Origin of the sequence: Streptomyces barkulensis (genome assembly GCF_002843305.1) — a bacterium.
GTDB classification, from domain to species: Bacteria; Actinomycetota; Actinomycetes; order Streptomycetales; family Streptomycetaceae; genus Streptomyces; species Streptomyces barkulensis.
On record NZ_PGSG01000004.1, the window covers coordinates 1 to 24844 of the forward strand.

The 24844-nt window shown below is 68.7% G+C and carries 10 protein-coding genes and 2 pseudogenes; 5 read left to right on the forward strand and 7 right to left on the reverse strand.

Annotated elements, in window-relative coordinates; translation table 11 throughout:
• Window positions 1-72 precede the first annotated feature (72 nt).
• Together CUT83_RS00105 and istA are read left to right on the forward strand one after the other, a co-directional pair.
• Window positions 73-1265 (forward strand): IS3 family transposase gene (locus CUT83_RS00105; protein ID WP_101253822.1). Its coding sequence is split into 2 segments (ribosomal slippage): window positions 73-337 and window positions 337-1265, totalling 1194 coding nucleotides; the frame shifts between segments, so codons are not numbered across the junction.
• Between the two features lie 68 nt (window positions 1266-1333).
• A pseudogene (gene istA / locus CUT83_RS00110) lies at window positions 1334-2812 on the forward strand (IS21 family transposase).
• Here the strand turns inward: istA and CUT83_RS00115 are convergent.
• The gene (locus CUT83_RS00115; protein WP_101253836.1) at window positions 2792-3091 is read right to left on the reverse strand and encodes a hypothetical protein; all 300 of its coding nucleotides are present in this window, start codon (window positions 3089-3091) and stop codon (window positions 2792-2794) included. The pseudogene istA and the gene CUT83_RS00115 sit on opposite strands and share 21 nt — an antisense overlap.
• Window positions 3092-3222: 131 nt before the next feature.
• Here CUT83_RS00115 and istB point away from each other — a divergent pair, with 131 nt between their 5' ends.
• Window positions 3223-4014, forward strand: coding sequence for an IS21-like element helper ATPase IstB (gene istB, locus CUT83_RS00120; RefSeq protein ID WP_101253859.1), 792 nt, complete (start codon window positions 3223-3225; stop codon window positions 4012-4014).
• Between the two features lie 37 nt (window positions 4015-4051).
• Here the strand turns inward: istB and CUT83_RS00125 are convergent, their stop codons facing one another.
• On the reverse strand, window positions 4052-4330 hold the full coding sequence (locus CUT83_RS00125) for an Imm21 family immunity protein (RefSeq protein ID WP_338104331.1): 279 nt from the start codon (window positions 4328-4330) through the stop codon (window positions 4052-4054).
• A 161-nt stretch (window positions 4331-4491) separates the two neighbouring features.
• Here CUT83_RS00125 and CUT83_RS00130 point away from each other — a divergent pair.
• Window positions 4492-5291, forward strand: a protein-coding gene (locus CUT83_RS00130) for an IS5 family transposase (RefSeq protein ID WP_101253860.1) whose coding sequence is annotated in 2 segments (ribosomal slippage) — window positions 4492-4840 and window positions 4840-5291 — 801 coding nt in all. Because the reading frame shifts where the segments join, the coding sequence is not laid out codon by codon here.
• A gap of 169 nt (window positions 5292-5460) precedes the next feature.
• Window positions 5461-5802: pseudogene (locus tag CUT83_RS00140) on the forward strand (sugar nucleotide-binding protein); the annotation flags it as partial.
• A 14-nt stretch (window positions 5803-5816) separates the two neighbouring features.
• On the opposite strand, the gene CUT83_RS00145 reads toward CUT83_RS00140, so the two are convergent.
• The 5 genes from CUT83_RS00145 to CUT83_RS00165 all read right to left on the reverse strand — a co-directional run bounded on the left by CUT83_RS00145 (window position 5817) and on the right by CUT83_RS00165 (window position 24813).
• Entirely contained in the window at window positions 5817-8159 is a 2343-nt protein-coding gene (locus CUT83_RS00145; RefSeq protein ID WP_101253837.1) for a UvrD-helicase domain-containing protein, read from the reverse strand.
• The gene (locus CUT83_RS00150) at window positions 8156-14878 is read right to left on the reverse strand and encodes a DEAD/DEAH box helicase (RefSeq protein ID WP_101253838.1); all 6723 of its coding nucleotides are present in this window, start codon (window positions 14876-14878) and stop codon (window positions 8156-8158) included. The genes CUT83_RS00145 and CUT83_RS00150 overlap by 4 nt, the downstream gene beginning before the upstream one ends.
• Window positions 14875-20364 carry a hypothetical protein gene (locus tag CUT83_RS00155; RefSeq protein WP_101253839.1) on the reverse strand — a complete coding sequence of 1830 codons (5490 nt, stop codon included), beginning with the start codon at window positions 20362-20364 and terminating at the stop codon, window positions 14875-14877. The genes CUT83_RS00150 and CUT83_RS00155 overlap by 4 nt, the downstream gene beginning before the upstream one ends.
• On the reverse strand, window positions 20361-23537 hold the full coding sequence (locus tag CUT83_RS00160; RefSeq protein WP_101253840.1) for a DEAD/DEAH box helicase: 3177 nt from the start codon (window positions 23535-23537) through the stop codon (window positions 20361-20363). The genes CUT83_RS00155 and CUT83_RS00160 overlap by 4 nt, the downstream gene beginning before the upstream one ends.
• A gap of 109 nt (window positions 23538-23646) precedes the next feature.
• Complete coding sequence (locus CUT83_RS00165; protein ID WP_101253861.1) at window positions 23647-24813, reverse strand: serine/threonine-protein kinase; 1167 nt, start codon at window positions 24811-24813, stop codon at window positions 23647-23649.
• Between the last annotated feature and the right edge of the window lie 31 nt (window positions 24814-24844).

Here is a 24844-nt window from a genome sequence, read left to right on the forward strand (position 1 = left end):
TGAGCTGTACTGATCTTCGTGGAGTCCCTCAAGCCTGGGTTACGCTTCCAGGCGTAAGGAGAACCACGAGCAATGCCAGCACCCCGTAAGTACCCCGATGAGCTGCGTGAGCGGGCGGTGCGCGAGGTCCGCGCGACCGGCCGCCCTGTGGCCCACGTCGCCCGCGACCTCGGCATCCACAAGGAAGCCCTGCGGTCCTGGGTCCGCCAGGCCGAGGCGGACGCCGGCGAGCGTGACGACCGGCTGACGACCGCCGAGCGCGACGAGTTGAAGGAACTCCGCAAGGAGAACGCCGAGTTGAGGCGGGCCAACGAGATCCTGAAGGCCGCCTCGGTGTTTTTTGCCCAGGAGATCGACCGTCCCCGGACGAGGCCGAGCAGGTGATCGACCACCTGCGCGACAAGGGCCTCGGGGTCGATCCCGTCTGCCGGGTGCTGGATGTGTCGCCGTCGACGTACTTCGCGCGCAAGACGCGGCCGAAGTCGGCCCGACGCCTGCGCGACGAAGAACTGATCCCGCTGGTCACAGCCGCGTGGGAGGACTCCGGGCGCACCTACGGCGCACGCCGCGTCACCCGCGCCCTGGTCCGCGCCGGACACACGGTGGCCCGCTGCACGGTCGAGCGGCTGATGGGCGAGCTCGGCATCGAGGGCGTCATCCGCGGGCAGCGCCGCCGCACCACGGTCCCCGAGCCGGCCGCGCCGCGCCCGCCGGACCTGGTCAACCGCCGTTTCACCGCCGAGCGGCCCAACCAGCTGTGGCTGGCGGACCTGACCTACATCCGCACCTGGTCGGGGTGGGTCTACGTCGCGTTCGTCCTGGACGCGTACTCACGCCGGATCGTGGGCTGGCAGGCCGCCACGCACCTGCGCACGGACCTGCCGCTGGACGCACTGGAGATGGCGCTGTGGCGGCAGAGGATCAAGAAGGACGCCGATCTCATCCATCACAGCGACCGCGGGTCGCAGTACGTATCCATTCGGTACACGGAACGTCTCGCCGAGGTCGGTGCCTCGGCGTCGGTCGGGTCCGTCGCGGACAGTTATGACAACGCGATGGCCGAGGCCCTCAACGGCACGTTCAAAGCCGAACTGATCGAACATCAGGGGCCATGGCGGGACTTCGACCAGGTCGAGCGGGCCGTCTTCCAGTGGGTCGCGTGGTACAACGGTGAACGACTCCACTCCGCCCTGGGCTACGTGCCGCCCGACGAGTACGAGCAGACGTACTGGGCGTACCTGGAGGAAGTCCCGCAGACCGCTTGATCACACGATCGCGGACTCTACGAAACTCGGGGCAGCTCACACCCAGCCCATAACGCACAGTGGGCGGGGTGAAGAGCGATGAGGAGATCATGGAGATTCTTGAGGCCTACGACCTCACTGGAAGTTACCGGAAGGCGGCCGAGCTGGCCGGTTGCGACCACCACACCGTGCGTCGATACGTGCAGCTGCGCGGGCAGGGGGTCGACCCGACCGAGCGGGCGGTGCGGTCGAAGTTGATCGACGACTTCCTGCCGAAGGTCGAGGAACTGGTCGAACGGTCCCGCGGCGGGGTCGGCGCCGACGCTGTTCACAAGAAGATCGCGGCGATGGGCTTCACCGGCACCGACCGCACCACGCGCCGGGCCGTCGCCGCGTCGAAGGAATCCTAACGGGCCGGGAACCGCAGGGTCTTCCGGCCGTGGATACCCGAACCGGCGATGTGGCTGCAGTGGGACTGGGGCGAGGGCCCACGCATCGACGGCAGACGCACCAGCCTGTGGTGCGCGTGGCTGGCCTGGTCCCGCTTCCGGGTGGTCATCCCGGTCCTCGACAAGACCCTGCCCACCGTGGCGGCCTGCCTGGACACGACGTTCCGGCAGCTGGGCGGGGCCCCGACCTACTGCCTGACCGACAACGAGAAGACCGTCACGGTCGAGCACGTGGCCCGGATCGCGGTCCGCAACCCCGAGCTGGTGCCGATCGCCCGCTACTACGGCACGGTCGTCAGGTCGTGCATGCCGGCTGACCCGGCCTCGAAGGGAGGAACGGAGGCAACGGTCCGGATCGCGAAGCGGGACCTGGTCCCCACCGCGGTCAACCTGCGAACCGAGTACGTGGACTTCGCCGAACTCCAGGAGGTCTGCGAGGACTTCATGGCCGAGGTGAACGGCCGGATCCACCGCGAGACCCGCCGAATCCCGGCCGAACTGCTGGCCGAGGAACGGCCGAGGCTGCACCCGGTTCCCGAGCAGCCGTTCACCACCGCGTTCGGTGAAACCCGCCGGGTCGAAGGACTCCACCATCTCGGTCGAGTCGGTCCGCTACTCGTTCCCGCACCAGCTCGTCGACGAGCGCGTCTGGGTCCGATTCCACGGCGACGAGCTGATCGTCACCGCGATGACCGGAGGCAGCGCGGTCGAGGTCGCTCGCCACCCGCGCTCGATGCCGGGCAGTCCGCGGATCGCGGATGAGCACTATCCCGACGCCCCGCGCGGCGAGCGCACGCCGAAGCCGACGAACCCGGCCGAGGCCCGGTTCCTGGCGATCGGCCCCGGGGCGGCGGCCTGGCTGGTCGAGGCCGCGGTGACCGGTGTCCGCCGGATCAGAGCGAAGATGACCGACGCGGTCGCGCTCGCCAAGCTCTACGGCACCACCGACGTCGACCGCGCTCTTGGCACCGCCGCGACGGTCGGACGGTTCGCCGAGGGCGACCTGCTGTCGATCCTGGACCACCAGGATGAGCACGCCACTCCGAGCCGATCCGCCACAGCGAGACCCACAGCCTGCAGCCGGGCACCTCGGCCTGGTCAGGCTTCGGCTCGACCTGAGCCCTCGGGCTCCTCGTCGACCAGGCCGCAGGAGAACGGGAAAGCCTCCAGGAACTCCCGTCGTCCCGCGTCCTGCTCGGCCTCGGCCAGGTCCGCGAGGACGGTCAGGAACCGGTCGCGCTGGTCCTGCGGCAGCCGCCCCAGCACCCAGGCGACGCTCTCCATCATTTTCACCGCGGAGTCGGGGTCGACCTCGTCGTCCTCGCAGTTGTCGAGGAACCAGACGACATCGACGACGAGTCCGGCGAGGACAGGCACCAGGGGGTCAGTGTCAGCCATCCGGGCAACCTATCTGCCCCCATGACAGCACCATCATCACCTGGCCGGCGGGCATCCCGCACCGGCCTCGACCTGGAAAGAGCAGTTTCATGAACGACAGCCCTGCCCAACCCGCCGCGACGCTGCCCCGCATGCAAGCACCCGCTTCGGTGGTCGCCGCAACGTCCGGCGCCGCGTTCGACGAGGCGATCGCGCTGACCCGGCGACTGAAGCTGCCGCACATCCGCCGGGCAATGACGGAGATCATCCCCACCGCGAAGGCCCAACGCTGGGATCCCGCCGAGACCGTCCGGGCCCTGCTGGCGGAAGAAGCCGCCGGCCGCGACGCGGCCAACCTCCGCACACGCCGCACCCGCGCTGCCTTCCCGACCGGCAAGACTTTCCACATCTGGAACGAGGAGGCGTCCTCGATCCCCATCCCGACACAGTCCGCGCTGCGGACCCTGGAATGGGTCGGCCGACGCGAGAATCTCTGCGTCGTCGGCCCCTCGGGGACGGGGAAATCGCACTTCAGCGAGGCACTCGGCCAGTTGGCCCTCGACGCCGGGATGACGGTCGCCTGGTTCACCATCGAGGACCTCGGAGCTCTGATCCGCCGTCACCGCGTCGACGACTCCGTCTCGAAGGCCATCAGTCGGACCACCCGGACCGACTTGATCATCGTTGACGACATCGGGCTTCTGCCCGTCTCGCCGGACGCAGCCGAGGGCTTCTACCGTCTGGTCGATGCTGCTTACGAGCGGCGGAGTCTGGCCGTCAGCAGCAATCTTCATCCATCGGGATTTGACGAGATTATGCCCAAGACCCTCGCCATCGCGACCGTCGACCGACTCCTGCATCACGCCCACGTCGTCGTCACGCAGGGCGACAGCCACCGTCTTTCCGAGGCCACTACCGGCCGAGGCATCGTCCCCCTCGGCTGACCCACAAGCGGGGAGATCAACTGTCCACCGGGGACTTTCAGTGTCCATCAGTGGGGAGATCAACTGTCCGCGAGCGGGGGACTCCTACTGTCCCTTGACAGCCAACGGTGATCACACCGGCCAGACCGTCCACCGCGCAGGCCCGGTCGTAGTCGTCTGCAGCGGTGGCGTCTCCCACGATGGCCCCGGTCTGCGTGCATCCGCGCCATGCAGCCAGAGCGGAGACGGGGATGACGATCAAAGGTTCGCTCATCGACTCCACCCAGACAAGAGAGGTGTGGGACGCGTCGGCTGCGGTGGACGAAGAGACGCTCATGCCGTCAGTGTGCCTTCGCCCACTGACAACGCCCGCGCCCCGCGCCTGCTCAATGGCGCCCAGCACAGACAAACAGCCCGGCGCCTGCCGCAATCAGCGGTTACAGGACAGCCTTTACAGGTCATCTCATTTGGTGTAGTCGTTAGTCTGCGGACGTGACGATCGTGGAACGACTGGTGCCGGATGACCTGTGGGAGCTGTTCCAGCGGGTGGTACCGCCCGCTCCGACACGACCGCAGGGCGGCGGCCGCCGCCGACACGGTGACCGGGAGGTGCTGGCCGCGATCATCTTCGTGACCACCTCGGGATGTACCTGGCAACAGCTGCCGTCTGCGTCGTTCGGTCCGTCCGGGGCAACCGCGCACCGGCGGTTCGCCGAGTGGAGCCGGGCGCGGGCGTGGGCCGGGCTGCACCGCCTGGTGCTGGACGAGCTCGGCGCCCGCGGCGAGCTGGACTGGACCCGCTGCGCGATCGACTCGGTGACCATGCGGGCGATGAAAAGGGGGAGCTGACCGGCCTGATTCTTGTCGATCGGGGCAGGTACGGCTCGAAGGCCCGCCTGATCACCGACCGGAATGGTCTGCCCCTCTCGGTCGGCATCTCCGGAGCCAACACCCACGACAGCCAGGCCCTCGTCCCGCTCGTGCGCGGTATCCCGCCCATTCGCTCACGTCGCGGGCGACGCCGTCGGCGTCCGGCGAAACTGCACACCGACAAGGGCTACGACTACGACCACCTGCGGCGATGGCTCCGACTTCGCGGCATCCGCCACCGCACCGCCCGCAAGGGCGTCGACTCCTCACAACGACTCGGCCGCCGCCGATGGGTGGTCGAGAGAACAGTGTCCTGGTCGGCCGGCTGCCGTCGACTCCACCGCCGCTACGAACGCAAAGCCGAACACTTCCTGGCCTTCACCAGCATCGCCTGCACCCTCATCCGCTACCGCCGACTCGCCAAATGAGATGGCTTGTAAGGGCGTACGTGGCGTGTGCGGGACACGGGAGCCCATGAGCTGGAACACCGTCGCCCGCCTGACCCGAGCCGGACGTCCGCTCGCCTTTTGAGGCGTCACCGGCCGGAGAATCTGCGCGCCGAACTCCGCCACGGCCCCGGGCCTACGCTGGCGCCCCATGACAATCCTGGTTGTCGGCGCAAGTGGCTTCCTCGGCACTGAGCCGATCCGTCAGTCGAGATCGGCAGGACATGCGGCGGCCGCGACCTTCTCATCCAGGCCCGGCAGCGCTTCAGATATCGCTTGGCACCCGCTGGACCTGCGGGACCGCAGCCGCATCGAAGCAGTCATGGCGGAGGTGAAGCCGCGCGTCGTCGTCATTGCGTCGAGCGGCGGTGCCGATTGGGCGGTCACGACTGAAGGCCCAGTCCGCCTGGCGATGGCTGCCGTGAAGTACGGCAGCCGCCTGGCCCATGTGTCCAGCGGTGCGGTGTTTTCCGGCGCCCACGTACAGCCCGCCTCGTCTGCCGCTCCCTATTTACCGAGGCCAGAGCCTTTCTGCCCCTGCAAGGGCAGGAGGGGGCTAGGCCTGCCGTGCCACGAGATGCGCAACGCGTCGCGGGCTCGCGTGGTGGCAACGAAGAGCTGGTTACGGCTCTTCTTGAGTTCGCGTTCGTACCGCTTGGGGTCGCTTGTCTCGTATTTCTCGACAACTGCAGTGCGCGGGAGGATGCCGGCGCTCGCGCCGACGACCGCAAGTTTCTGGTATTCGAGCCCCTTGAAGCGGTGCATCGTGCCGATGTGGACCTCGCCGCTGCCCTGTGGGCCGTCCTTGGTGAGGGTGGCCGTGGTGATGCCGTGCTTGAGCTCCAGGTCGGCGGCGACGCGGCCGGCCATGTCGCCGTCGGCGACGCAGACCGCCATGGTGCCGCTGGGGTCACGTACGGTGCCGTCCTCGGCGGGGTGCATGATTTCCTCGCGCCACCTCTTGAGGGCCTCGGCGAGCTGGGTGATCTCGTCGGTCCAGTCGTCGCAGGCAACGTACTCGGGGGCCGGGCCGTGCAGCAGGGAGTGGTAGCCGTTGAGGGTCTCGGTACCGTCGTCGAGGTCGTCGTAGGTGACTCCGCGGACGACCTTGGCGGCCTGATCGAGGATCTCTTGGGTGGTGCGGTAGCTGAGGGTAAGTTTCGAGGAACGGCCGCGGATGTTGATGCCGACTGTGGACAGGGTGACCTGCCGGTCATAGATCCGCTGGTGGGTGTCGCTGGCGATGAACAGGTCGTTCGAGCCGGGGGCGACCATGGCACGCAGCATCTTCCAGTGGGCGGGGCTGAGGTCCTGAGCCTCGTCGACGACGATGTGCCGGTAGCGGTGACGCAGGTAGCGTATCGCGGAGCTGTTGTCGTCGAGGTGGGTCAGGTCGCCACCACCGATGTCCCTCTTGCGTTCGGCCCGGAGCTGGATCTTGCGGGCGCGTTCCATCTCGTAGCGGGCCGCCCGCTCGGCGGCCTGCGCCCAGGTCTCACGGCCCAGTCCGTTCAGGCGCAGGGTGAACTGGTCGAGTAGTTTCCAGATGACAGCGCGTTCGGGACGGCTGAGAGCGCGCCCCATACCGGCGCGGCGGGCCTTGAAGTAGTCCTGGCGGGTGGCAAGGGATTGGCCGAGGACGATCTGTTCCCATTCGTCGAAGAGGAACTCGGCGTCCCAGCGCTGCTCGTCGTGTTCGAAGAGGACTTCACGCAGCACGTCCAGGGCCGCGTCATCGGTGATCAGGCTGCGCTGAGAGCCAGGGGCCGAGTTCTCGTTGAGGACGCTCTGGGCGAGCTGGTCGATGTGCTTGATGTCGACCCGGCTCAGCAGCGCCGGATCCATGAGCGAGGTGAGCCGGGAGCGCAGGTCGGCGGTGAGGTTCTTGGTGTAGGTCGTCAGCAGGATCGGCTTGCCGTGGCCGGGTGGCAGAGCGGCGGCGAGACGGGCGACGCGGTGCAGGGCGACGATGGTCTTGCCGGTGCCGGGGCCACCGCTGACGCGGGCGGGACCGCTGTAGTTCCGATCGACGATCTTGCGCTGGGTGGGGTGGAGGTAGACCTTCCAGGCGCGGAAGTCGCCCTCGGCGAGGACGTTGCGGATGTCGTCGTCGACTGTGGTGACCGCGGTGCGAGTCAGGGCTGCCGCCATGTCGTTCTCGAAGCCAGGTTCGAGTTCGGTGGAAGCAGGCTGGGTGATCTCGCGTTCGACTTCCTCGACGGACATGCCGGAGCCGAGCCCGGTGAGGACCTCGGCGGTCAGACGCGGGGCACCGGCGATGAGTTGGTCGAGTTCCTCATCGGTCGTGACGGTGAGGGCGAGGTCGATGAGGGCGTCGGCGACACCCAGCCGGCGCAGGTCCTCAGGGGTGCAGCCGACGAGAAGTGGTTCGGCAGGGGTGGGCGGTTGATCTGCCACGACCGGCGCGGGCGTGGGCTCCGCCGCGGGTGCGGCTTGCTCGTCCGGGGCCGGAGTGAGCTGGAGTCCCGCCCGCTGAAGGACACTTTGGCCGACTACACCGAGGTCGACGAACTCGATTTCACCGGTGATCCGGTTGATGGCGACGCTGAGCTCTTCATAGACGTCCTTGCGGTGGCGGACGGCGACGATCAGCCACTGCTGCACGCCGTCGGCGCTGACACCGGCCCGGGCGAGAAGGGCCCGGTACGAGCGGTCGATCTTGGCGCGGAAGATGCGGCCGTCGCCCTTGAGAGGCTTGAGATCGAGGCTCGGGTGATCGGGGTCGCGGCGGAACTGGTGACAGAAGTCGTAGAACTTCGTCTTGACCGACGAGTCCATCTTGTAGAGCTCGTTTTCGGCCTTCTGGTAGAGGCTGAGGCGTGCGGTCATCGTGCGGCACTCTGTTCGTCGGAGGCGGGGTGGGCGGTGGCGTTGGGGAGAGTGGCCAGGAGAGCGTCGAGATCGGCGAGCCAGTCGTCGGCCGAGCGGATGGTGAATCCGGCGTCGCGGTAGGCGCGCCAGGTCTTCTCGCTCTCGTCGTCCTCCTGGTCGTACGGCTCGGCCATGACGGCGATCCGCAGGTCGCCGCGGTCCCAGGCGAAGTCGGCGAGCCAACGGCGTTCGCCGAGCTCGTAGCCGTATGCGGGGGCCTTCTTGCCGCCGTCGGCCAAGGCATGGGCGAGGCGGGTGAGGGGAGCGTCGGGTTCGTCCTCGTCGAGGTATACGAGGATTTCCCGGTCCCACAGCAGATCCCGCAGCGCCGCTTCGAGGGGTGTGTCGTTGGACGCCTTTGCAGGGGACACCTCCGCGGGCACGGGCTGTGGCGCGGGTGCGCCGGTGCCGTACCGCGCAACGAGGGACTCGAGTTCGCCGACACCGCCGAAGGCCTTGAGGATCGAGGTGTCGAAGCGGCCCGCGGTTGCGGTGGTCAGCTGGACGCCGTCACCGCCGTCGTGGGCGAGGAACTGCAGGATGTTGCACCACTGGAGCCAGGCGCGCCAGCGCGCCTTGTGCTCGAGTGTGCCGAGCTGGTCGGGCTCGGTGTCGTCGAGGCACGCCAGGGCGGTCCAGTGGCCGGTGGCCCCGTCGACCAGGAAGGCGACGGGCAGGCCGGACTGGTCGCAGGTCTGGAACAGGTTGAGCGTGCCCGTGCCCTGGACAGGTGCCGGATCGATGCCGTCGGCGCGGCCCCAGGCGCTGAGGAGGAGGTCGAGTATCTGGCGAGTCTGGCCGGGGGTGCCGTTGTCGACGAGAATCTCCTGGCCGGTTCCGAGGAGCCCGCCCACCACGGCCGCCGCCCGCCTGCCCCAGGCAGCGTCGTCGGGGCTGCGCAGGTAGGCGAGCAGCATGCTCATCGGGTCGGTGAAGGCGGTGGAGGCGAGGTCGTCACCACCACGGTCGGCGTAGAGCTGCTTGGCTAGGTCCTGCGCACTGGCTGGGTAGGGCGGCCAGACCGGCTCGGCCGGCTCCCGGTCCGCCGACGACTCGGACGTGTTCGTGAGTCGTTCGAAGGTGTCGAGGTCGTCCCAGGTGAGCTGGAAGACGGTACGCCCCTCGGCCCGGAGCCGATTGCGTTTGTCGGCATCTCCGGCGAGCCGGTTGTGACGCCGGGTGGCGTGGAAGCGGTGTCCGTCGAGATAGACAGTGATCTTCTGCTTGGGCCCGTCGGTGCGTTCGAAGGTGAAGTCGGTACGGGTGTAACCCTCGTTGCGCTGGGCGGTCAGACGCCACCCGTGCACGGTGCCGACCTCGTCCAGACGCAGATAGGCACTGTTGTCGCCGCTCTCCTCCAGCACGGCGTCGGCGCGCTGTCCGGCCCACCCGCGCAGGGCCTTCAGGAAGCGTGCTTCGAGGTCGGACTCGACCTGTCCGTCCAGCCCGATCTGGTCGGTGTTGCCGACCGGCTTGGTGTCCCAGGCGTCGGTCTCGGTGCCGAGGAGCTCGTCGAGGATCTCCAGGGCGGCCTGGCGGGAGACGCGCTCGATGTGCTGTTCGTCGGCGTAGCGGTACAGGCAGCGGTGGCAGGCCGGACCGCCTTCCCCTTCGCAGGGGCACTCCACGAGGAGCCGGCGCGCCCCTTCGAGTACCTGCCGGAAGTTCGCGGGGTCGGTGAGCCGGTCGAGGTAGCCGGTGCCGTGCGGAAGGCGGTCGTACAGGACGAGGAAGTGCCGCTTTTCCGCGGTGTCACGGTCCGGCATGGTGGCGAGGGTGGTGTCGAGGTGCTGCGGGTCACCGCCGAAGGCATCGTCCACGCCAAGGCGCAAGGCCGCCTGGAAGGAGTGGACTTTCTCGTCGACGAGCACGGTCGCCGCGGGCAGCAGGATGCGCAGCGCTTCGGTCTCCAGCTCGTGGGCGAGCAGGACCGGTTCCTGGGGTACGCCCTTCTTGCCGCGCCGCAGCGGGCACCACGGGGTGTGGTGCTTGAGTTCGCGCTGGCGGTTGGCGGAGTTGTCCACGGCATCGCGGTCGTCGTCGAAAACCGGACGGCCGTCGGCGCTCGCGGCCCCGCAGGCGGTGCACACATGGAACGGCGCGATACGTATGGGCCGCCCGGCGAGCTGGTCGTTGTCCTGGGCGCCGACGCTGAGCGGTCCTGTGTTGACGCGGCGGATGACAGCCCTGCGGGTGTAGTCGACGCCGAAAATCTCCTTGGTGTGCCGCCAGGACTTGCCCACTGCGAAGTCTTGGGGATCGATGTCGACCATGTCGACGACCGAGTAGAAGCGGTGATCGCGGTCGTCGCTCTCGTCGCCGATCCTGGCGTCCTCACGCTTGTCGCGGGCTGTGACGACACTGGGCTGGACGATCTGCCACAGACAACCGGAGTCGGCGATGTCCGCCTCCCCGCAGCGTGGGCAGGGCGTCATATCGGTCTCGGCGTCCTCGGTGCGGACATAGCCGCACGAGGGGCAGAAGCGCCAGTGGCGCCAGTCCTGGTCCCGGCCGGTGACGATGTCGATGCCGGTGATGCGGTGCTTGTAACCCTCGGCGTAGAAAGTGTTGCCGGGGGCGAGTTCGGACAGGGCGAAGCCGCGCGGACGCCCGTAGGAGAACGACTTCGACTGGTAGCGGGGACGCCCCTCGGGCGTGGTGCCCTCGGGCCAGAAGACGGTGGCGTCGAGGGTGGTCGTGGCGTCGATGAGGGCGTAGTTGGGCAACAGGCCGAGATCGCACAGCACGGTCTGGGCGGGCTGACGCTGACGTGCGGCGCCCTGCTTGGAGATGGCGCCCAGTTCGGCCTCCAGCTCCGCCTTCGTGCGGGCCTGATCGTCGTCACCTTCCTTGAGCTCGTCGATCGCGGAGCGGATGGTACGGATACGGGTGCGCAGCTTCTGGTTCTCGCGCTCCCACTCGCGCTCGGCCTTCTCGATCGCGCTGCGGATGCCCCGTACCGCGTACTTCTTCAGCTCCTCCTTGGCAGTCTCACTCACGCCGGTCGGGAACAGCGCGAGGAAGCCCGCGACGAGTTCCTCGCCGTGGGCGAGGGCGGCCTCGGTGAAGTCGGCTAGGTAACCGGAGGGACCGAACAGTTCGTCGACGCGGCGCGGCAGTGCGGCGAGCGGTCTGCCGTCCTCGCGCAGCAGCCGGCCGCGCGCCGCGAGGTCGAGGAGATGGGCGGTGTACTGGCGGCGCAGGATCTCGATGGCTGACAGGTACGAACCGGGCGGCACGATCCGGCCGTCGATCATGTCGCGTGGCCGGTCGAGGAAGTACAGGTCGCGGCGGGAGCGGTCGGGGATGGTCAGCAGGAAGGCGTTGCCGGTACGGCGTCCAGCCCGGCCCGCCTGCTGGGCGTAGTTGGCAGGCCGCCGCGGCAGGGCACCGAGGACGACGGCGGACAGGTCGCCGATGTCGATGCCCATCTCCAGGGTGGGCGTGCAGGACAGCACGTTGGGGTCGTTGAAGCCCTTGCCGCTGCGGAAGGCCTCCTCGACGCGTTCGCGCTTGCCGCGGGAGAGCAGACCGGTGTGCTCGGCGGTGATGACCTGGTAGGTACCCGCTCGCCGATACAGGCTGCGGTAGTAGTCGTCGCGGTAGTCGCGGTCCCGGTCGTGCCGGTCGACGGTCTCCAGCCACCGGTCACCGGCGACCAGCCGCCCGTTCGTGCAGCGGTACGCCCGACAGGGCTGACCGTGATACTGCGCCAGCAGCGAGGGGTGGACGGTCTGCTCCCAGAAGCACTTCGGGCAGCGCACGTACGCCTCGCTGACCTGAGAGTCCGACAGCAACTGAAGCCGGACGGCGCCAGGTTGGAGGCCGTACAGCCGGGCAGTTGTATCGCCGGGGGTGCGTGCCGCGAGCAGTCCCGCATCGGTGAGCCGGGGCAGCAGCCGTACCCAGAACTCGTCGGCCTGCTCACGGGTCATGTCGAAGCAGCGCTGCGCCCAGGTCTGGTACCAGGACAGGCGCCCGGCGGCGAAGTCGAACTCACTGCCTTGCTTGGGCCGCGCGAGCAGGAAAGCCGGCGCGGAGACGCCCTTGGGGAAGGCCTTCATGCCGCGCGGGCGGCCGCCCCAGATGTAGTAACGGCTGGTGCCCGCCTCGTCGAGGAACTTCTCCAGCCACCGGTGCCCGACCGCTCCCCGCGTGCGCAGCCGCTCCACCAGGCCACGCAGGAAGGCCAGATAGCGGGCGTCGTCGTGCTCGGTGAGGGCCAACCCACGGTGCGTGGCTTCTTCATGGGCGGCGCGTACGAGCGCCACGGCCTCCCGCTCGTCGGGAATGTCCACCCAGGCGGCCGCGGTGCGGGTCAGTTCGAGGGTACGGCCGTTGCGGGACCGGTGGCCGAACTCCATCACGGCCTCGAATGCGAACCGTTCACCGATCAGGTCCCAGGTTTTCTTGTCTCCGCCCCGGCCCTTGCCCGACAACAGACGCGCCACACCCGTGTCGTCGTGCAGGTCCGGCGGGACGACGGCGGCGAGCGTCTCGCGATCGGTGGTGGCCGCGACGACGTCGGCGACGAGATCGTTGAGCGCGCTGGGCCGCTCCTCGCTCAAGTGCTTGGCGAACAATGCCCGCAGGGAGAACGTGTACGAGCGGGAGGCGACGAATCCGGCCCGGTGCGCGGCGTCCTGCACCGAGTCGTTGAACATCAGCGTCTTCGTCTCACGCTGCTCCTTGTCCATCTCCCCGCCGGTGAACAGCTGGGTGACGGACGCGGCCGCGAGCGCGGCGGCTCCGGTGCCGAGGAAGCGGATCGCGTTGTGCGTGCCGCACGCCGGGCACCAGTCGTCCTTGGCGGCACGTTCCGCGGTGTCGCCGAGCTGGACGAGGACGAAAGCCGAATCGGGGCCGGAGGGCTGCGGGTTGCCCTCGTCGTCGTAGTCGGCCTGGGGGTCGGGCAGACGCAGGCGCCGCGAGGGCCCGTCGAGGACCATTAGCACACCTGCGCCGCCGGTGGTCAGCGACCTCTGTGCCGCCGGGTCCATGGCGGTACGACCGTTGCCTTCACGGGCCTCGTTGTCGGTGGCTGCCACCAAGGTGCGCACCTTGGCTCTCTCGGCGGTGACGGTGGCGCGGCGGATCTTGTGCGCCTCGAACTCCAGCTCCTCCAGGTCCGACTCCGGAGCGAGGACCGACCATCCGGATCGCCCGCACTCGCGGCAGTACACGGCGGGCAGGAAGATCTTGGTGTCGCGTGAGGTGGTCGTGTCCGGCGTGGTACGCAGCCGGCTCTGAGCCCCGGCGGTGTCCCAGGCGAACTCGGCCTTCGGCCACGGCAGTACGCCACGCAGCACGCGCGTGACGGACCGCGCCCACTGGTGCACCTCCACCTGCACGAGGGGACGGCTGAGCGCGGCCGGTGCGTCCGGGTCACGTGCCACGGACAGCAGGGCGACGAAGCGGGCGAGCGCCAGGGCGGCGATCTGCGGCCGTGTCGTGATCGCCTCGTCCCAGCTCTTCGCCCCACTGCGGCGCATCACGTCGAGCACCTCGTCGTAGGTGTGCACGGTCCCGTCGAAGGCGTTCAGCACCGCGTACGTGAGCCGGTTGCGCTTGAGCGAGGCACCGAGGGTGAACGGATCGGTCGTACGGGTTCCGGTGACGGCCTCGGCGAGGTCCGCGAGCGCTTCGGGGCCGGAGGCGGGGTCTGGCAGTGCGGTCAGCGCCTCGGGGGGCGTGGCCTGGCCGGGCAGGAACTTCGCGTCCGGGACCGACTCGTCGAGCATGAACTCGTCGACCGTCAGCCGGTCCTCCCCGATGATCGCGTCCTCGGTGAACTCGGTACCGAAGACGTTGGTGGCCACGGAGAGGAGCCGGCGCACTCCGTCCTCGTCGGTGCCGGAGGCCAGGGTCGCGGACGTGGCGACGGGTGTGATCGTGCCGAGCGGACTACCGGGCCTCGTGGCGCCGACGGCGATGGCGAAGCGGCGCAGCAGCATGGCCACGTCGGTGCCCTGCGCGCCGTCGTACGTGTGGAACTCGTCGACGACCACATAGCGGATGTCGCTGCTGTCCCACAGCGGTGCGTCGGCGGCACGCTGGAGCAGCAGGTCGAGCATCTTGTAGTTGGTGATCAGGATGTCCGGCGGGGACAGCTGCATGTCCTGGCGGCGGGTGTAGACCTTGTCGTAGTGCGTGGCCGCCTTGTCCCCGATGTACAGGCCGGCGCGTACGCCGCTCAGCTCGTCGTACTCGGTGAGCAGTCCGTTGATGCGGGCCGCCTGGTCGGTGGCGAGGGCGTTCATCGGGTAGAGGAGGACCGCCTTGACCCCGTCGTTCCCGGCGGCGCGCTCGCGGGCGCAGTGGTCGAGTACGGGGTAGAGGAACGACTCGGTCTTACCGGACCCGGTGCCCGTGGTGACCAGGGTGGGCTGAGGCGTGTGGCCGTCCTTCGAGGTGAGCCGGGCGAAGGCGCGGGCCTGGTGCGCGTACGGCGTCCAGCCGTCGGCACGCACCCAGTCCAGGTGCTGCTGCCAGCCGTCCTCGGCCGGGGTGAAGGGCGTACGCAGCCGCAGGTACGGGCCGCGGAACATGCCCGTCGTCTCGTCCCCGAGGAAGGCGTGCAGGGCCTTGCGGGCGCCCTCGTCCGCGAGGCCGTACGTCGTGGACAGGTACTGGAGCAGGCTCTCCTTCAGCCCCTGTGCTTCGAGGGTCGGTCTCACTTATCCGGGACCTCCATCTTCTCCGGGTCCCAGAGACCCTTCGCCACGGCTTCGTCGAGGCGCTTCTTGAAGTAGGCGTGCGCTTCCCGCATCTCGTGCTCGCGGTCGGCTTTGTAGAAGGGGGCGGTGTAGCCATCGGGGACGGGGGCGGCTTCGGGGTCCTTCAGGTAGGCCTCGAACTGGGTCCAGTGGTCCTTGGTCTGGTCGAAACCGTAGGTGTACCGGTCTCCGGCCAGCTTCCGTTCGTTGGCGTCGAACCAGGTCACCGGGTCGAAGTCCTGTGTGATGGGGTAACGGGCCCGGTACATGACGATGAGTGTGTCCGCGTCGATCCCGAGCCATACGGCGACAAGCGCGTCGATCTCCACGAGGGCGGCGCGCCGGGCGTACTCGGTGCGCAGGGGGGTGTCGCGCTGCCAGGTAGGGGTGACCTTGTGCAGCTCTGTGTTGAGATAGGGCCACTTGATCGCCCAGGGCTCGTAGCCGGGCCACCTGGGGTCATAGAGCTCGGTCCACAGGTCGGCGTAGGCGGAGGTGAGAGCGTTCAGGCGGAGGGTGCGGAGGAGAAGGGCGGAGGCGAGAGGATGTTCGCTCTGCGGTGCCGGCAGCCGCCGGGCCTGGGCAACGTCGAGGTGCCCGACTCCTGCGGTCCGAAGCAGATAGTCGATCGGCAGCGCGGCCAGGAAGCCCGCAGTGAGGGAAGTGAGGCTCGTTGTCCTCAGTCTCGCGGAACGCACTGCGTGAACGTGCGTTGCACCAGGCGGGAGCAGCGCCCCGTAGAGCGCGCGCTCCGTATCGGGCGCCACCCTCTCGCGCCAGGCAACCCGAAAGTCTTCGCTGTACGGATGACTCGCCTTGGCCAGCAGGAACTTCTCCACCTGCTCGTCCTCGACTTCCTCCGGCCGCACCTTACGCTTCTCCGCGACCCGGAGCCGCGCCTGAGCCCGCTCCTCCTCCGACGCGAGCAGCGCCTCGTACTTCTCCCAGTCCGGCCACCTGTCCTGCTCGCCCAGGAACACATCACGCGGAGCCACGCACCGGTACTCCGACTCCGGCACCGCGTCGTCCGCGAGTGCCCTCGGGTCGAGGCCGCGTACCTCGCCGCCGCCCTGGCTGGACTGCTTGAACATCGGGTTGGCGACGCCGATCTGCGGCCCCTTGAGGATGACATCGCTCCACGCTTGCGCGTGGTAGTCCTCCTGGCCGTCGATACCCGTGTTGTAGTCGATCAGTCGCTGATCCTTGTTCGGGCCGAACTTCGCCTTCTTGGAACCGCTTTCGTCGTACCCACGGGTGATATCCGGGTCCAGCGCACCGAGGCGCAAGGGATAAGTGCCGAGCGCGTCGATCGCCGGGTCCTCCGCCGTGCTCACCGGCGTCACCAGACGCGTGTGCTCCAGGGGTCCTTCATCACCCGCCAGCCGACGCCACCGCTTGAGAGTTTCCGGGGTCACGCGGATGACACGCTTCGGGTGGGGGCGTTCGTCCCAGTCGCCGTCGTATTTGACGCCGGGATCGGCACCGGCGTCCTCGGCGGAGGCGGACAACCGGAGCGAGTCGACTGTGAAGAGCCACGACAGAGAGTCGAAGGCGATCTCGCCTTCGGACCCGTAGATGTGCACGCCGAAGTGGCTGGACCGACCCACCGGCGGTGGGAAGAAGCGGTTGCCCGCATTGACGAAGTCACCATGCACGCGCAGCCGCCGGTACGCCGCTGCCCGCAGCTCGGCTTCCTTGTCGCCCGCGAAGTGGGTGTCGGGGTGCACCATTCCGGCCGTACCACCGCGCCCGGCGTGGTCCCACACCTCACACATGAACGCCCGATACAGATCTGGCTGGCTACCCGAGATCAACGGGTATACGGGCGACGCCGAGAGATAGCTCGCCATCGTCACCGTATTCGTCACCTCCCCGAGCAGATACTCCTGCACCTCCTCCCGCGCCAGCTCGGCCTCTCGCCGCCGGTTCTTGTCCTCCGCCTTCGGCTTCTCCGCGAGCATGAACCACGGCTCGTACTCCGCGAGGACCGGGTTCTCCTTCCATTCCGGCCGCACCCACGGCGGGTTGCCCACCTGAAGGTCGAAGCCCCCGGCCTCGCTGACGAAGACGCCAGCGAAGTCCAACTCCCAGTGCAGAAACCCCTGTTCCTCGGCGATGTCACGGACGACCCGCATCCACGGATACCGCGTCTCCACCGCCTTCCGGGCGTCATCCATGCCCATCTCGGCCTGGATCAGGTCTTCGAGAGCCTTCAGTTCCTTGAGGGAGTCGACGGTCGTGGCAAAGGTGTCCTCCGGGATCGGTCCCGTGCCCACCATGGACTCCAGGAAGGCGATCCAGTCGTCCAGGCTTGCGAGTGGGATGACGTCCCGGCGGCGCGCCACGCCCGCAGGCTTCCTCGGCCCGGAGGAGCCACGCCCCTTCTTGACCTCCTTCTTCACCACGAGCGCGTCGTCGTCCCCGCTTTCGCCGAAGGACATCTGGTCACCGTCCATGGTGAACAGCAGCTTGTTCTCGACGAACTGAGGTGCGGGCGTCGGCTCAGGCGCAGGCGAATGCCCGGCCTCGACGGTCTGCCCGGTCACCGACGACAGCAGCGCATCCAGGTCGGCGCCCGCCTGTGCCGTCACCACCGGAGCTGTGGCGTACTCCGCGTCCGACCCGTCCAGCAGCGCCACCTTGTCCAGCGGCCAGAACCACAGCGCGCACCACGCGTCCATGACCTGCTTGAGCCGCCAGTATGGGGAACCCTCTGCGTCGAAGAGGTCCTTGAAGACCTGCTCCTTGGTCAGCGGCAGGCTTCGGTCCGCGTTCTGCTTGTCGCGGCGGAGGAAGGCGTACTCCTCCGCGTCCTCCGCACGGTCGGTACCCCACACATCGATCGTTCGGGCGATCTCCCGTTCGCTCAGCTCCATGCGCTTGGCCACCAGCTGCCACAGGAACTCGACCCGACGGGCCGCGGCCTGCAACCGGGCGAGCTGGCTGCTCTTGCCGCCCGTCGCCTTGGGCTTGGTCTGGACGCCCCCCTTCCACGCCTTCAGCTTCTCCACCTGCGGCCCGGCGAGCTGCTCGACCAGCTTCTTCGCATCGCCGCTCGCTCCTGCGACCGCACCCCACCCTGGCGTGGGCAGAAGGAACTGATGCACAGCCCCTTCCGGCAGCGGTTGCTTCGCACCGTCCTCGGGCGCTCGGAAAGGCAGCTTGGTAGGTGTCTGGGCACCGATCGTCCGCTCGTTCTTGATGCGCTCCGCCTCGTACACCCATCGCCGCGCGCCGATCAGCGAGTTGCCGCGCCGCAGGTGCAGACCGAACCACGGCGCCCGCATGCCCGGGTGCATGGTGTTCAGCCAGAGGGACACCTCGGCCAGCTCCACACCCGTCGCGTTCAGGTCGATCCCGTACGCGTTGTGGAGGGCGATGTACGCCTTCACCTTCTGCTTGGCGTCCAGGGTCTTCGAGGTGTCCAGGCTGACGCCCAGTTCCTCCTGGCGGCGCTTGAGGTACTCCTCGGCGACCTGGTTGATCGCCTCGTTGAGGAACGCGCCGGATCCCAGGGCGGGTTCGCAGATCGTGTAGCGCAGCAGCTCACTCGCCCGCGTCCGGACCGTGTTGCCCTCCGCGTCCTTCTCCTGGTCGAGGCGGTGCTTGAGCGTCAGCTCGACGGTGACCTTCGTGAGGGACTCGGGGGTGTAGTAGGAGGCGGAGGTCTCCCGGTCGCGGCCGGCCAGGCGGTAGACGAACGTGCCCGGGGGGTACTTCTTCGGGCCGCGCAGGCCGTACTGTTCTGCGTCCTGGGCGGAGTACACGACATGCGTGTTCTCGGGGTAGTACTTCAGCCGGTCCGCGGGGATGAGCCAGGAGCCCTTCTCCGGGTCGCCGTACTGCTTGCCGCCCTTCTTCGCGCCGGGCTTGGCGACCTCGGCCAGCTCCTCCTCGGCGAGGATGCCGGTGTAGGACATCAAGCCCTCGTAGACCGCGCCGAGCTGGTTGATCCCGAGGTTGCGGTAGGAGATGAAGCCGCCCTGTCGCCCCTTCTGACCGGCCTCCTTCATGGTGAGCAGACGCAGCACCTGGTGGAGAGCCTCATTACGCAGGCGCAGGTCAAGCCACCGGGGCTCCTCGTCCCCGTCCTCGTCCCAGCGGGGGTCGAGGACGCGGGTGCCGATGAGGGTGATCGCCTTCGGGTCGAACAGTTCGCTGCGCAGCGCCTCGAAGCGCAGGCCGCGTTGCTCGCTGCGCTCGTCGGCGGGCTTGTGGTCGTCCGGTTCGGTGCCGTGCGGGCGGTGGCCGTAGTTGACCTTGTTGAAGAGGACGTCGAGGGAGGCGTACAAGTGGGAGCCCTTGCGGCTCTCCTCGTCGACCAGCTTTCGTTCCCGCGCCACCAACTCGCGCAGCCGGGCGATCGAGTAGCCGGCCTCGTACGTGGAGTCCTCGGCGGGCAGGATGCCCAGCTCAGGGCGTGCCTCCGCGTACAGAAGGAAGAGGATGCGGTAGAGGTAGCGCAGCGATTCGCGGGTGAGCTGCTTGGCGAACGGTCCCTGCTTGAGGTCCTCGATCTCCCGTGGCTCGACGTCCGCCTCGCGCAGCCGGGCCAGCACCTCGTTGGCGATGATCTCGACCGAGCGCTGGAGCCCCTTGCGCAACTCGGAGTTGACTCCGACGGCGTTGTCGCGGGACGCCTTGAGCAGGTCGTCGATGCGCCGGCCCTTGCCGTCGGGACGGGGCGCGAGCATGTCGTGGGAGAAGAGGGCGGCGAGCAGGGCGAGTTCGCCTGCCTTCGCCGTGTCGTTGCGGGCGAGGGCCGCGTCGAGGCTGACGGCGAGGTAGCGGCCCTCGGCCCAGGCGCCACGGTCGGCGAGGACGAGCACGCCGCCGCAGAGCAGCAGGACGAAGCGAGGAGCCTCGCCGCCGGGCTCGTGCAGCTCGCTCTGGAAGAGCCAGCCCGCCAGCTTCTCGCCTACTTCGAGGAGACCGTCGGCGGTCTTGAGGGGGCGGAGGAGCCGTCCTGCCTTCTCGGGGTCGAGAGCGTGGTCGAGCGTGGCGGTCCAGCCGCAGTCGACGGCCACGATGCCGTCTCCGTGCCAGGCGGCCTGGAGCTCGTAGTCCCGGCCAGCGTTGTGCACGGTGATCGGCTCGGGCCGGTCACCGCCGTAGCCGAGGGCCTTGAGCACGGCGGTGTGCCAGGCGGTGAGGTGCTCGGCCCACTCGCCCGTCGGGTCGTCGTAGGTGCTGCCGGGTTCCTCCTGCTGGGCGCGGGAGGCCAGGAAGGGGCGCACGGTGGCCTGGTACTCACCGCGGAGCCGGGGGAGCAGTTCGCGGGGAGTGGGGCGCGGGTCGTGCGGGTCGGTCTCGCGGTTGGTCCAGAGGGTGAACAGACCCTCGTCGCCCGCCTTGCTCTTCTTGAGGGTGTTCTCCAGCTCTTCGCTGAAGTAGTGGGCGGAGAGGTATTCGCCGCGGTTGGCGAAGGAGTCGTAGGTGTAGCTCATCGTGCGGGCTCCTCGGCCTGCGCGGCGGACGCGGTGATGTGGAGAGGTTCGAGGACGGCGAGGACCCGCAGCATCGGGTCGCCGTCGGTACGCAGGCGGCGTACGAGGTCGCGGCGGTGGGCGGCTGTGTCGTACACCTCCTTGCGGCGGCGCTGCTGGTTGCCTACGGCGATCAGGGCGCCCTGCTCCCAGGCCTGCACCCGGTCCTCGTACGGGGCCAGGTAGGAGTCGACCTGCCGGTCGTAGTCGGCGCGGCGCTCGCGCAGGTGGGTCTCGGCCGCGTCGACGGCCGCGGGGACCAGTGCCTGAAGGAGGTCGGGATCGACGGGCCGACCACGACCGGGCATGTCGGGGCCCACGCCGCAGGCGGCGAGGAACGCCGAGTCCATGCGCCATACGCGAGGAGCGCCCTCCGCGAGGCCGGTGACGGCCATCCACTCCACGACCGTCGGCTTGCCCGCCGCGTTGGAGTAGACGCCCTGAAGGAGGTAGACCGGGCCGGTGAGGGCCGTGGGCAGGGCGGCGTCGATCCGTTTGGCCTTGTCGACGTCGGGCCGGTAGGCGAGGACGAACGCTTCGTCGTAGCGGAGTTTGGCGAGGACCTTGTCCGTCACCCAGTCGAGCACGGGGTGGATGTCGGAGACATAGGAGACATTGGGCCACTGGGAGGTGGGCTGGCCGGTCTTGCCCTGCTTGGCGTTGCGGGCGGCTGTCAGCCGGTCGGCGGCGTACTTCTTGTCGAAGGTGATGCGCAGCGTGCCCTCGTGCTTGGGGGTGGTGAGGATTTTCTCCTGCTCCAGGTACGACTTCGGCAGTTCCCGGAAGCGGTACTGGAGGTCGTCGGGCGGGGTGAACTCGATGCGCCCACCCGCCGTCTCGGGCTTCCAGTCCAGGGCCTCGCGCTCGGCCAGCGGGTAGATGAGCTCCACCGCGGCCTGGAAGTACGCCTTGGTGTTCGCGAACACATGGGGGATGTCCGCCTCGGGAACCGGGGCCTTGCCGACGGTGGCCGGGGCGGCCGTCGGGTCGGCGAGCCTGGCGTTGGCGCCGGCGAGCAGTCCGGCGAGGACACCGCCGGACTCCTGCCGGGACTGCTTCAGGGAGCGTTCGACGGTACCGCCCTTGATGAGGTCGCGGGTGAGACGGTCCTCTTCCTTCTTGTCGTTGTAGAGCCCGGTGACAGCCTCGGCGCTGCCCTCGCCGGTCTCGATCTCGTGCGCCTGGGCCTCACGCCGCAGCAGACGGGTGCCGACGAGCCGGTCGTCGAGCGTGAGCATCTCGCCGCTCTCCTCGTCCCGGCGCCAGGGTACGTCGGCGGTCAGGATGAGCGCACGGAACTCGGGGCTGACCGCCTGTCCGTAGCGGTCGATGCGTCCGTTGCGCTGCTCGATCCGGATGAGGGACCAGGGCAGGTCGTAGTGGATGAGATCGTGGCACTGATGGTGCAGGTTGACACCCTCGGAGGCGATGTCTCCGGTGAAGAGCAGCCGCACCGGTTCTTCGAGCCGGCCGAAGCGGTCGACGATCTCCTGCTGCTGCTGGTCGTTGGTGGTGTCGCCGTGCATGACCTCGACGGCGCCGCCGTACGCCTTCCACGGACGCGTCTGATCGGGCTTGGGCTGGTGCTTCTTCTTGAAGCCGAGGCGGGCCGGAACCACCTGGGCCAGCCAGTTCAGCGTGTCGACCCGCTCGGAGAAGATCACGACGCGGCGCTCGGAGGCCGGGCCGACACCGAGGACGTCCTTGAGTGTGCGTACGAGTGTGTCGAGCTTGGCGGAGTCCTGATCGGTGAAGTCCGCGACCAGCGCCTCCAGTTCGGCGAGGGCCTTGCTCTCGGCGGCGAGAGCGGCGCGGCGGGCGGCGTCGTCCGCCGCGGTCTTGGACTTGCCGCCCTTCCTCGTGCCGCTCTTCGGATTGTTCAGGTACTCACGGCGCCTGGCGAGGGACTCCCGCAGGGCGACGTGGGAGGAGAGGAACGCCTTCAGGAAGTTGTAGCCGACCAGCGGGTCGGCGCAGACCGACGAACGATTCGGGTCACCCGGGGTCCACTCGCCCGCCAGCTTCTCCAGGACGGCGATCTCCTTCGGCGTCGCAGGAGCGGGCACCGGCAGGGAGGGACCGCGTTCGGCCCACGGCTTGCCCTTGAGGCCGTCGCGCACCTCGCGGTCGGTCTTGGTGCGCCTGATGTAGAGGTGGTCGAGGTCGGCGACCTTGTAGTTCCTGGGGTCGGCGATCGCCGCCGGGTCGAGCATCCGGATCAGCTCGGCGAAGGATTCGGCGTCGCCGTTGTGCGGGGTGGCGGAGGCCAGGATCAGCGCATCGGTCTGCTCGGCGAGACGGCGGGCGAGGGCGTTGTTCCGGGTGCCCTTGTTCACGAGGTTGTGCGACTCGTCGATGACCACCGCGTCCCAGGTGATGTTCTCCAGGTGGTGGGCGTACGTCGCCGACTTGAGGGTGTCGACGGAGACGATGACTCGCTTGAAGTGGGCGAAGGGGTTCCGGCCTGCCGGGATCTCCTGCTGGATGCGCTGGATGCCGGTGGAGTCCAGGCGCACCAGCGGCAGGGAGAAGCGGGTCCACAGCTCGCGCTGGAACTGCTCCAGCACATGGGCGGGCGTGACCACGAGGATGCGCTCGCCACGCCCGCGCCGGATCAGCTCGGCGAGCGTGATGCCGATCTCCAGGGTCTTGCCCAGACCGACCACGTCGGCGATCAGAAGCCGCGGCTGCGGGTTCCGCATCGACAGCGCCAGCTCGGCGGGACGCAGCTGATGCTCCTGCCGGTCCATGAGGAAGGAGTCGGTGAGCGCGATGCCGTGCTCGGTCTGCGGCAGAGCGGTCTTGCGGATGACCGCCTCCAGGTAGAGGCGGGCTTTGGCGTGCTTGGAGGTGTCGTCGGGAACGAGCCGGGTCTTGCGCGGATCGAGTACGTCGATTTGGTCCAGGCCGGAGTAGAAGACCGCGTCCGTGCCACGGACGAACGCGGAGACCCCGCTGACCTCGACCATGAGCCCGTCACGGGACTTCGCGACGGACTTCACGAGCCACTGCTCGTCCCGGATGCGCACCTGGGCACCGGGGGCGAAGACCGGCCTCGCGCCGGCCGGATACGCAGACTCCGTCGCATCAGCGTCGCGCGCCTCAGGAACCTCGGGCTGCATCGCCGTGGTCACGTGGTGCTCCTCTGTGGACTGTGATCGGTGATGTGCAGTGTGCACATATGGGGCGGGAGGTGGTCAACGCCCTGAACCGGCCCCCGCCGCTGACAGACGGGGGAGCGGATCAGCGCTTCGACCAGGCGAGCGTCGGCTTGGCCGCGTAGCGCTCGCGTAGCTCCTCGGCGACCCTGCGGGAAGCAAGAGGACGGCCCCTTCGGGGTGCGAGCTTGTCCGGGCTCCCCCTCCTGGACTCCGGCTCGTGCTCGGATGCCGCGTCCGGAGCCGATTCCAGGCCCGGCGCCGGGGCAGGAACGTTCTCCGCCGGAGATTCCGACTCTGCGCGCAGCTGCCGCTCCAGCGAGTCGAGCCGGTCCAGCATCGGCGCATCAGGTTGCGGCAACACCATCGTGGGATGGTCCGCCGCCGTCGTCTCCTGGATCAGAGCGCGCCGGGCACGGGCTGGACTCGTTCCCAGCAGACGCAGGAGATCGGCACACTGCCGGGTCACCTCCTCCAGGGAGGGCCGGTCGTCCGCCTTGTGCGCCAGCATGGCCGTCACGACGGGAACCAGTTCATCAGGCAGCCCGGACAGATCAGGACCGGCCTCCGGGTTGACCACCTGCGCGGCAACCGCCTCCCACCGGGCGCCGTCGTACGGGTAGTGCCCGGTCGCCGCGTACAGGAGTACGGTGCCCAGGCCGTACACGTCGGCGGCCTGCGTCACGTCCAGCTCACCCATGGCCTGCTCGGGCGGCATGCAGCGCACCGTGCCGATGACCGAGCCGGCTTGCGTCAGCGACCCCTTGGAGGCCCCGACGAAGGCGCCGAGGCCAAAGTCGATGATCACGGGTCCGAAGTCGCCGAGGATGACGTTCTGCGCCTTCAGGTCGCGGTGCACCAGACCTGCTGCGTGCACGGCGGCGAGCCCCTCGGCCAGGAGTGCGCCGAGGCTCGCCACGAGTGGCGCGGTCAGAGGACCCTGATCCTTCACGATGTCGGAGAGCGGGCGTCCGGGGACGTAGTCCATGGCCAGCCAGGGCTGCTCGGCGAAAGGATCCGCGTCGATGAAACGGGCCACACGGCCCGTTCCCGAGATCGTACGCGCGATGGTTGCCTCGCGCTCGAAACGGGCGCGCGTGTGCGGATCCGTGCGGTCGGGCCGGATCACCTTGACGGCGACCGGTTCACCCGCGATGGAGTAGGCGAGGTACACCTCCCCCATCCCACCGGCGCCGAGCCGCCGCTCGACGAGATACGGACCGATTCGCGGCGGCAGAGTCGCGCCGTTCACCACACCCCCCGTGACTTCCGCAACGACTGTA

Coding starts and splice junctions, on each gene's coding strand:
- CUT83_RS00115 (WP_101253836.1), bottom strand. CDS start 3,091: ATGGCTGACACTGACCCCCTGGTGCCTGTCCTCGCCGGACTCGTCGTC.
- istB (WP_101253859.1), top strand. CDS start 3,223: ATGCAAGCACCCGCTTCGGTGGTCGCCGCAACGTCCGGCGCCGCGTTC.
- CUT83_RS00125 (WP_338104331.1), bottom strand. CDS start 4,330: ATGAGCGTCTCTTCGTCCACCGCAGCCGACGCGTCCCACACCTCTCTT.
- CUT83_RS00145 (WP_101253837.1), bottom strand. CDS start 8,159: ATGACCGCACGCCTCAGCCTCTACCAGAAGGCCGAAAACGAGCTCTAC.
- CUT83_RS00155 (WP_101253839.1), bottom strand. CDS start 20,364: ATGAGCTACACCTACGACTCCTTCGCCAACCGCGGCGAATACCTCTCC.